This window comes from Thiomicrospira microaerophila (assembly GCF_000934765.1).
Classification (GTDB): Bacteria; Pseudomonadota; Gammaproteobacteria; order Thiomicrospirales; family Thiomicrospiraceae; genus Thiomicrospira; species Thiomicrospira microaerophila.
Window position 1 is genome coordinate 1 of sequence record NZ_JYNN01000070.1, and the last position, 9,144, is coordinate 9,144.

General features: G+C 42.7%; 9 protein-coding genes and 3 pseudogenes. 4 read left to right on the plus strand and 8 right to left on the minus strand.

From position 1 onward, the window contains the following. The 4 genes and pseudogenes from NA59_RS12000 to NA59_RS12010 form a co-directional block, all read right to left on the minus strand. Positions 1-216, minus strand: a pseudogene (locus tag NA59_RS12000) (IS5/IS1182 family transposase); the annotation flags it as partial. A 481-nt stretch (positions 217-697) separates the two neighbouring features. Next, positions 698-898 (minus strand): annotated as a pseudogene (locus NA59_RS14860) (PDDEXK nuclease domain-containing protein); the annotation flags it as partial. 33 nt (positions 899-931) lie between these two features. Beyond that, positions 932-2,269, minus strand: coding sequence for an ISL3 family transposase (locus tag NA59_RS12005; RefSeq protein ID WP_044413116.1), 1,338 nt, complete (start codon positions 2,267-2,269; stop codon positions 932-934). 84 nt (positions 2,270-2,353) lie between these two features. Then, complete coding sequence (locus NA59_RS12010) at positions 2,354-3,214, minus strand: ORF6N domain-containing protein (RefSeq protein ID WP_044413099.1); 861 nt, start codon at positions 3,212-3,214, stop codon at positions 2,354-2,356. Between the two features lie 234 nt (positions 3,215-3,448). Here NA59_RS12010 and NA59_RS15195 point away from each other — a divergent pair, with 234 nt between their 5' ends. Continuing rightward, positions 3,449-3,601: a hypothetical protein gene (locus tag NA59_RS15195; protein WP_157792626.1), complete on the plus strand. Its 153-nt coding sequence runs from the start codon at positions 3,449-3,451 to the stop codon at positions 3,599-3,601. A gap of 98 nt (positions 3,602-3,699) precedes the next feature. Here the strand turns inward: NA59_RS15195 and NA59_RS12015 are convergent, their stop codons facing one another. Continuing rightward, complete coding sequence (locus NA59_RS12015; protein ID WP_044413102.1) at positions 3,700-4,584, minus strand: metallophosphoesterase; 885 nt, start codon at positions 4,582-4,584, stop codon at positions 3,700-3,702. Between the two features lies 1 nt (position 4,585). Continuing rightward, on the minus strand, positions 4,586-5,071 hold the full coding sequence (locus NA59_RS12020; RefSeq protein WP_044413105.1) for a hypothetical protein: 486 nt from the start codon (positions 5,069-5,071) through the stop codon (positions 4,586-4,588). Between the two features lie 332 nt (positions 5,072-5,403). Between NA59_RS12020 and NA59_RS14520 the strand changes: the two genes are divergently transcribed. Beyond that, a complete protein-coding gene (locus NA59_RS14520) occupies positions 5,404-6,309 on the plus strand; it encodes a tyrosine-type recombinase/integrase (RefSeq protein WP_052501664.1) in 906 nt (301 codons plus the stop codon). Positions 6,310-6,909: 600 nt separating this feature from the next. Here NA59_RS14520 and NA59_RS15830 read toward each other — a convergent pair. After that, positions 6,910-7,005, minus strand: coding sequence for an ATP-binding protein (locus tag NA59_RS15830; RefSeq protein ID WP_198401114.1), 96 nt, complete (start codon positions 7,003-7,005; stop codon positions 6,910-6,912). 145 nt (positions 7,006-7,150) lie between these two features. Between NA59_RS15830 and NA59_RS12030 the strand changes: the two genes are divergently transcribed. Next, the gene (locus NA59_RS12030) at positions 7,151-7,519 is read left to right on the plus strand and encodes a hypothetical protein (protein WP_044413108.1); all 369 of its coding nucleotides are present in this window, start codon (positions 7,151-7,153) and stop codon (positions 7,517-7,519) included. Positions 7,520-7,550: 31 nt separating this feature from the next. Then, on the plus strand, positions 7,551-8,627 hold the full coding sequence (locus NA59_RS12035; protein WP_044413110.1) for an IS3 family transposase: 1,077 nt from the start codon (positions 7,551-7,553) through the stop codon (positions 8,625-8,627). Between the two features lie 236 nt (positions 8,628-8,863). On the opposite strand, the pseudogene NA59_RS12040 reads toward NA59_RS12035, so the two are convergent. Further along, positions 8,864-9,067: pseudogene (locus NA59_RS12040) on the minus strand (nucleotidyl transferase AbiEii/AbiGii toxin family protein); the annotation flags it as partial. Positions 9,068-9,144 lie beyond the last annotated feature (77 nt).

The following is a 9,144-nucleotide window of genomic DNA, read 5'->3' on the forward strand; positions in this document are numbered from 1 at the left end:
ACCGGTGGCATAGCCATAGACCAACAAGCTAATTAATAAACTGGGGTGGTAGGCGCTACTACCGCGCAAACCATAACTGTTTTCAATTTGGGTTAAATCAAGCTGGTCAACGACCTCGACGACAAAACGTGCAAGATGGTCATCAGGCAGCCATTCATCTAAGGTTGGCGGTAGAAGATATCCGCTAAGGCGGTCTATTGGGCGAAAGCGACTCATTGTTTTTATCTCATAAGTAATATGGGCATATTTTAACACATATCGTCTTTTAGCATATTATTGTTTGATTAGTCCGACAGGCTCCTAGACTGCAAATGTCAGCATTAACCAAACTGTCGTATCTGTATTTGTTTCATCAAATCAGTCATGGGTTTTAGAACCTTTTTACTGCGTGGATTGGAAGCGCTAAAAAGTGAATGGTCACTCATGTGTTTAGCCTGAAATATAAAACGCATGGGGACCATTGAGTCCATAACAAAGGAAATAGCACATCTGCGCATAACGCAACATAATTTACATTCTATTGCACTATATAGAGTTGTTATTAAGCTGTTTTATCGTTAACTTAACCACATATAGCACCACTTAGTAACCATGTAACACTGAGCGGTCAAACATCAAAATGAATAATTATTACCTATGCAACATCAATAAATAAGAGCTCTGGCCCATCATCAACAGGCCTGGTTACTTAATTTAACTACTTGACCACAGTATGATTTTGTTCACTGCATAAAGTTAAGCCAATTGTCGGGTTATCGTCTACACGGCCTTTTTGATCTTCATACATGCGCACATATATATCCATTTGCCCAACATCCTGATATGTCAGCTTGTTGAGTTTTAAATCAATCTTTACAAAGCACTTTAGATGAAAGTTATAAAACACCAAGTCGATAAAATAATGGGGATTCGTTTTTTGCGGTTGTTTCCACTAAATCCGTTCCGCTTCTAGTAGCTCGATTAGCTTGTTAATATCGACCCCATAGTTTTTCTCAATTTGTGTTGTTTGGCTTGGAGGCTCATAACAATCCATGAGCGCGCGTGACATAAAGAAAGTTCTTTCTTCTTGCCTGCGATGATTGAATTTGGGTTTAACTTTTTCTTTCTTGAACGCATCTTCCGCAAACAACATCTTAGCCCGCAATGCTTCAAAACTATAGCCACGTCCTTTACGATTAGTGGCTCGAATCAGGTTGTTGAGTGATTCGGTATAGGCGTTGGTAATACGATGGTCAAAGTAGTTCATAATCCACGGTATCCAGTTATCACAGGCACGCACTAGCTCATAATAGTCTGATATTAATTCTTTTGGAATGGATGCCTTCCATGCGGCGTATAATGCCATTGCTTCCGTCTTGCTAGGAGCATCGTAAATACCGTAAAAGCCTTCTTTAAGTCGATAAGCCTGTGCCAACAGTGGGTAATTGAGTGTCCACCCTGAAAGTAAAAAAGCTTCTTGCTCTGTTAAGTCATGTTCACGCTTCAACAGAATGAAGCGGTCGTGCATCAGTGAGCGGCGTTCTTTGGCGCTAAGAGACTCACGCAATGACTTACGGACTGATTCTAGCGCATTATTGGCCATACGCACCACATGGAACTTGTCGATGATAATTTTGGCTTGTGGTATGACTTGCTGACAGGCTTCGCGGTATGGTTTCCACATATCCATCATGACGTATTGAATCGTTTCTTTGCCTTTGAGGTTACTTAGGTAGTGAATGATGGTTTCTTTATTACGATTCACCAGCAAATCAACAATGGTGTTGTTTTGCACGTTAGCAATCACGCCACGGGGTTTGATGAGGTAGATTTCATCCATGCCTAGCCATTGTGGAGTTTCAAATTTTATCTTGCTTTCCAATCCAGCTACATAGTCCTTAAACATCGTGCGTACCGACGCTTCACTAATGCCGACTTCATTGGCAATTGAGGTAAATGTACGCCTAACCGCTTGTTTGCACACCCATTCCACAAGCCGATTAGTCATACCTCGCTTGTTATCAACATCAGGCAAGGTTTCGGAAAAAGTCTTGGCACAAGAATGGCATTTCATGCGTCGCAAGTTTACATAGATGCCAACAGGTTTACCGTGCATGGGCAAATCTTTAACGAGATTTTCTCGACGACCTGAGCCAATGATATTGTCTGAACCGCAATATGCGCATACTCTAGGTGCTTGCTTAGTCTCTGCGCGAATGTGATAGTCGTGCTCGTCTTGAGCGACTTCAAGCACTACGTAAGCGGGTAAGTTTAGGATGTTAGTAAGCATTTTCTCTTGCATGACTATTTATTTGCGCGAAGTAATCGTCGCCAAAACCTTCAGGACGAATATCATTTAATGATTTAGTTTTAGTCATTTGGTGACTCCGCTGATTAACGAGTTATCAATTATGGAAAATCCGAACACCTTTTTACCTAAATCCTTCAGACTAGCACCAATTAGATAGCATCGTTCATCATCCAAAACAAGGAAACGATCATGTACTGTCTTGAGCTCTTTAACGGCTATCGGTTTGTACTGGCTATTGTATTTAGCAATATCTAATGCAAGTTGTTTGCTGACAGACTGAGTGAAGATGGTAATATCGACCTGTTGATTCTTGCTCAACAGGGTTAGCGTTGTGTCGTCTACGTAATTATCGATTAATACGATTGTCTTACTGGCACTACGAACTAAATCACTGAAAAAAGCGTAAGCGTCGAATATCTGTCCGTCGAAAAATACGCCTTGTGCTGGCGATGCATCTTTAGCTTCAAGAGCGTCTAGGATTGCATCAACTTTGGTGTCCGTGCTGTATTGTCTACGCTCGATGGCATCCATGCGCTCAAACACTAAGGCGTGCTGACTCATAAAACGACGCATAGAAACAAAGGTTTCGATAATGCGAATGCTCACCGCAATGGCTGTGTCGCTTTTAAGCACCGCAGATAGCATAGAAACGCCTTGTTCGGTAAAAGCATAAGGCAAAGCAGTTGAGTGTTTCAAGGAGGCGAACCGGTCGCAATTTGCGACCAGTTCATTTTTCTCTTGATCCGTTAACTGAAACCTAAAGCTTTCAGGGAAACGAGCAGCATTTCGTTTGACTTGCTCATTTAGTCGTTTAGTGTTCACGCCATACAGCTCTGCCAAATCACGATCAATCATCACCTGTACATTGCGAATAGTGAAAATTCGACTCTTGATTTTTGGATCATTGACCGCTAAATCATTCACGTTGATACTTCCTTTAAGATATTCCAACAACCGTATAAAACGAACCCAGCATAGCATAACATTCGATATAAACAACCGTTATTTGCGAATTAATTAGTGTTTAAAATTTATAGAAACAACCGAATGTTTCGGATACCCAAAATAATCACCATCATCGGTGCAAATTATGGATAATCGCCTTGTATGGGGTGAATAGTTACTATCCGGGTTAGATAAACCAGAGGGTTAAAATGCATGAAGCACGATCGTTTTGTCACAACCAATACAGCCCTAGCTTGCCAACAGCTTAAATGGCACTTGCTCGAACACTATAAAATCAACGCGCAGCTAAAAAATCAACCCACACAAGACCTATCACATTCAAAGGCTTATCAGAACAGCACGTAAAACTGGCTCGTGGCGGGGATGCCAATATTCTAACTCTTATAGGGAGTACTCACAGCTAACTGATGATTGTGAAGCTTAGTGAAGACTGACTGGTTAGTTTATAGCGGTGTAGAGGCGCTAAATGTAATAACTTTGCCGTTCTTATCAATCAGCTTTCCCTTAAATATAGTCAGCTTAATCACGCCTAAGTGTTGCGGACGAGTTGGATCGACTTCATGTTCATGGCCTCCTGTTTGCGCAATAAGTACATTATTATGTATGACCGCTGGATTTAGATGGGTATGTGAATGACCCCCGATAATTAGGTCGAGTTGAGGAAATTCCTGCGCCAATCGTTTATCACGCTGGAAGCCAATATGAGAGAGTAAACCAAATACATGGCTTTGTTCTTTAAGGTATAAGTACTGCCTGATTGTCGGTCTGTTGCCAATGCGCTCTATGCCTTCCTTATTTCCTATCGATAAACCAAGCAATGTAATCAGATGGCCTTGTCGGGTGGTGAATTGAATATAGGGTTCAGGTTGGATGAATTTATCCGTGGTGATGCCTAAGTTGGCACTTATTAGCGGGAAGTTCGCACGCTTTAAACTATCGCGTGTAATGGTTTTTTTGTAGTCAATTTCATGATTTCCTAGCACGGCGGCATCGTATTCTAGTTGGTTCATAAAATCGATTATGTCTTGACTGGCCTTTTCGTACCACTGTAAATCGGGTATTGGCCATTTTGCGTCGTGACGCGTAAACATATCCCCCGCATCCACCAGATAGACGTTGTCGTATACTTGGCGATACTGCTCAACCGTCGCTTGTACCTGCTCTCGATGATTAAAGTCGAAATGCAAATCGTTGGTGTGCAGGATGATGACGATTTCGGGTTCTGCAGGCTTGTCAGCCAGAGCATAAAACGGACTGAGTAAGACAAAACAAAACAAGACTATCAAGCTGAGTGAGTGCTTTAATTTACCATTTAATACATGAAGCATTCTACACAACCTTAAGGATATTTTTAAGCGGCGCATGCTGATGAGCGCATGAGTGCGGTGTTTGGTTTAAACGATTCAGTGATTTGGGGTGTCGTGTGAATGTTCTCTGACCTGTCTGACCTAATTGATCAAGAGCCAAAAAATACTCAAAACGGTAGTTAGAGCGAAAGGTCGATTCAAACGCATTTTTTAAGTTCAACGCCATACAACCCCCCGATAATTGATTGGGTTTATAATGCCAATAGAAAAGCCTCAGCAAGCTAAATTGCCAAGGCTTTTTTATAAAAACTATAAAACACTGATCACCAGCCGCCGATGCCACACCGAGGATACCTCTAGTAACTGGGTTAAGTATATTATAAACAAAAACCAGCATGAGCGGCAAAACCATTCTTGGCTTAAGAACCGCCCTTAATCGGGCAACGTCCAAAGCCTCATGCTTCAAAACATTACGCAAGTCAATTTTTTGGGGCTTGGATAGATTCATAAAAAACTTTGTATTGACAAGACTATTCAATCAAACTACTAAATTAACCGTCACGTCTAAAAATCCACGGCGCAACAAGTTAACTTGTGACCAAAGACCAATCTTTTATCTCGATTTCTCAGTCTTCCTTATAAACCTTGGACTTGATGATACCTTTTCGTATAGAGGAATAAGCATGCCAGACAAACTTATCACTCAAGCGCAATGAATGCTTCATTATGCAAAATAGCCAACAAGGCCATTATCAAATACCCAGAGCGGCATAATCTGAAATCAGTGTAAGTGTATTAGGTTTGTTATACTATCCGCTCCGACACTATCAGGCTTTACTCATGGCAGCACAGTCCAACCCGCTAACCATTTATCTCTCCCTTTTGGGATCAAGTGTTTCAAAAAAAACAGTGGTATCACGACTTAAAAAAGTGGCGACCATGCATGGCTTTGATGAGCCCAGCACTTATCCCTGGCATGAGCTCGACTATCCCAAGACACTTGAAATCATCGATGACTTAAAAGCGCAACAGCTCAAATACACCACCATCAACGCAATATTGTCCGCCATTAAAGGCGTGGCTAACCAGGCCTGGTTGATCGGCATGATGGATGGTAATGAGTTTGCTAAAATCAAAGCTATAAAAGCCATTAAGGGTGAGCGTCTACCTACCGGCCAAGCGTTATCTAAACCGGACATCTGCGCCCTCTTTGCCTGCACTGAACTGGACTCCGATAAAGCCAAGCGTGATCAGGTGATTCTTACGCTGGGGTTTGACTTAGGTTTACGACGCGAAGAAATCTCGCAACTCAAAATCGCAAATGTGCGCCTTAAAGAACAAGTGGTTCGTGTTGTCGGCAAGGGAAACAAGGAGCGTGAAGTGCCCTTAAATGCGAGGTCAACAACGATTCTATCAGATTGGATTAAGCATATTCATTCATTGCCAGTTAAGGGACTCTTTCTGCTTGGGCGTACTAACAAAAAAGGTGAGCTTTTGGACTTAAATGGCATCGACAATTCATCCGTTTGGCGCGTAGTAAAAAAGGTAGCCATGCAATCAGGTGTTGATTTTGATAACCTCCCCTCCACCCATGATATGCGAAGAACCCGCGTCACCGAGTGGCTGGAAGTGGGTAATCCACGTATAGCGCAGCAGTTAGCGGGGCATAGCCACATTCAAACCACGATGGGTTATGATCGTGCCGAGCTTGCTGATCAGATGAAAGATGTGCAGAGCAAGGCTTGAAGTCACGCCAATTTTTAATTGGGTGTCCCCTTCTAATGCTTGTGCAAAGATAAATTAGTGTACTTATTATCGATTGGGCTCTCCACCAGAAAAATGCCAATATCAATACTTCCCGCTCATCATAGCCAAACCATTGGTCACCGATCAGCTCACTCATCTTAAATACTATCGCCTCAGACGGGAAATTATTAGGAAATAATCTTGGAAATCATTGGAAGATAACGTGGAATAAGTCAGGAATTATTTTTGGAAATAGCTGGAATAATTCATGGAATAAATGGGATTGTAGATGGAATTATCTGTAATTCATTTTGGAATAACTTGTTAAAAATGCAGGAATAATTTGTAATGAACACATGCTCCAACCCCCCTGTTTTAAAGGCTTCAAAGGCCCTTTCAAGTACTAAACACCAATCTAAGGGGTTATTCTATAACTGAACACCATTAGCTACATGCAGCAATCCATTACTGTGCCTTGATGCTGTAATGGCATCGAAGCACTCATTGCCATTATAGTGTTTGTTGAGATTAGCGCCTGTCAGACGTCAACGACATTGTCCGCTTAGCGATACTTGCCGTTGTTGCACTAGATTGGGCGCGCTAAAGGCCTTGACCTCTTACACCTTGATCAATCAGGTGTAGGCCTAGTGCATGCGCGAGATGGGTTTTACCGACTCCAGATGGCACGACCAACAAGATATTATTGGCCTAATCACCCAGTCGGTTTGCGCTTGTAATTGTCGCAAGCTTTTAACTAGCTGGGTATCCCTGTGTGTCAACATAATGTTGAGCCAACTGATTTTAAGATAACATATAAATCAGGGCGCATTAGGAGACTATCATGCCAAAACCGATTACATTGATTAACACCCAAGTTTCGCCCAAAGCTGAACTGGAAAAACGGACACGCCGAGTGTTTAGCACCGACTACAAACTATCAATCCTGCAACAAGCCGATGCCTGTAAGCATGGTGAGTTAGGCTTATTGCTACGTCGTGAAAAACTCTACTCCAATCAGTTGGCGCAATGGCGCCATGAGTTTGCTGAGTCGGGTGTGCAGGGATTAGCCAAATCCAAACCCGGTCCTGCGCCTTCTAAAACCCCAGAGCAAAAGCGTATTGAGCAGTTAGAGAAAGAGAATGCACGTTTGCTCAAACAACTGGCGATAAAAGACAGCTGTATTTTACTCCAAAAAAAGCCTTGGCACTGATCGAATCGCTCGAACTGGAGAACTCGTAACCATGTTAGCTGATAAAACATTACCGTGTAACCTTTCTGAACGACTAGCGGCAGAGATTCTCAACATCTGTCGCAATACGCTGCGTTCACACACTCAGCGCCATACCTTTTGCGGTCCTGTGCAACCGGTTGAGCGTTCGCGTAAGCACAGTGCACAACCCAAAGCGCTCACGGAATCCGAACGCCAAGACGTGGTGAACCTCTTGATCGGCGATACTTATACTAATCAACCGCCAATGCAGGTGTATCATGACTTATTGCAACAAGGCGAGTATCTGTGCTCGGTCAGTACTATGCACCGGCTATTACGCGCCCAAAATCTCAATGGCGAACGACGCAATCAGCGTCCGTCTCAATCTCACAGTGTACCGCGTTTACATGCGGATGGACCGAATCAGGTTTGGACTTGGGACATTGCCAAACTGCCCACCCAAAAGCGAGGCGAGTATTTATCCCTGTATGTGGTGATGGACTTATACAGTCGTTTTATTGTCGCTTGGATGGTTTCCCATAAGGAGAATAGTGCTCTATCCTCACAGCTGATCCAAGAGGCCTATCAACGCTACCAGATTCAACCTAACAGCCTAACATTACATCAAGACCGCGGCACACCGATGACCGCACATTGTTACTTGGATTTACTCGGTGAGCTGGCGGTTACCGCGAGCCATAGTCGTCCGCGCGTCAGTAATGACAACCCCATGAGTGAGGCGCAGTTTAAAACCCTTAAATATCAACCCGATTATCCACGACGTTTTGACAACTATGACCATGCGATGCGATGGTGTCAGGATTATGTGACCTGGTATAACTATGAACATCACCACAGCGCGCTGGCGGGATTTACGCCTTATCAGGTCTTTAATGGTGAAGTGCAAGATATCGCAAAGATTCGACAAGAAGCACTCGATGCGGCTTTTGAACGCAATCCAGAACGTTTTAGCAAAGGCAGACCAATGGTGAAATTGCCACCCAATGAAGTCTTTATCAACCCAATACCGGAGGATGCTGATCAACAAACTATTGAAACCGGGGTAAACTTCCCGACTCTGCCAAGGGCAAAACGAAATGCAATTTAATTTTTAAAGAACTGGCTCAAAGTATGTTGACATATTCCGGTATCGTAGTGCTCTAAGCTTAGGTTGCTGAGGTCTTTAGCTACCATCAACCCACTTTCACGCCAATCCTTCGTTCAAGTAATTCGAGGCTACAGTCTATGCAGTTGTCTTAAGTGGAGTCGGTTAGATAGATTGAAGAAACCACAATCTAACTAGAGTTCTTGCTTTATTGAACGACGAGGTTAGGTTTAAATAAATCATTTAGCTGTTGCACTTAAAAGCCAACCATCAAGCACTTGATTCAATTTATCTACTTGCTCTGCATGCTTGGCTTGATTATTTGCCAATTTATTGATGTTCTGCAACTTCCAACGAATCGCTGGCAAGTCCGCTGCATTAGGATAATCAAACAATGTCCAATCAGGTTGTCCTCTTTTGAATGACATTAAGAAGGCATGATCTATACAACCTTTGTAAGTCTTTCAATTGATAACCAATTGTTTTAGTTAATATTTAATTCTGTAAGCGTTTTAATTTT

Bases quoted from the DNA above. Each gene is read 5' to 3' on its own strand.
- NA59_RS12020 (WP_044413105.1), bottom strand. From the start codon at position 5,071: ATGAATCTATCCAAGCCCCAAAAAATTGACTTGCGTAATGTTTTGAAG.
- NA59_RS12015 (WP_044413102.1), bottom strand. From the start codon at position 4,584: ATGCTTCATGTATTAAATGGTAAATTAAAGCACTCACTCAGCTTGATA.
- NA59_RS12035 (WP_044413110.1), top strand. From the start codon at position 7,551: ATGTTAGCTGATAAAACATTACCGTGTAACCTTTCTGAACGACTAGCG.
- NA59_RS14520 (WP_052501664.1), top strand. From the start codon at position 5,404: ATGGCAGCACAGTCCAACCCGCTAACCATTTATCTCTCCCTTTTGGGA.
- NA59_RS12030 (WP_044413108.1), top strand. From the start codon at position 7,151: ATGCCAAAACCGATTACATTGATTAACACCCAAGTTTCGCCCAAAGCT.
- NA59_RS15195 (WP_157792626.1), top strand. From the start codon at position 3,449: ATGAAGCACGATCGTTTTGTCACAACCAATACAGCCCTAGCTTGCCAA.
- NA59_RS12005 (WP_044413116.1), bottom strand. From the start codon at position 2,269: ATGCTTACTAACATCCTAAACTTACCCGCTTACGTAGTGCTTGAAGTC.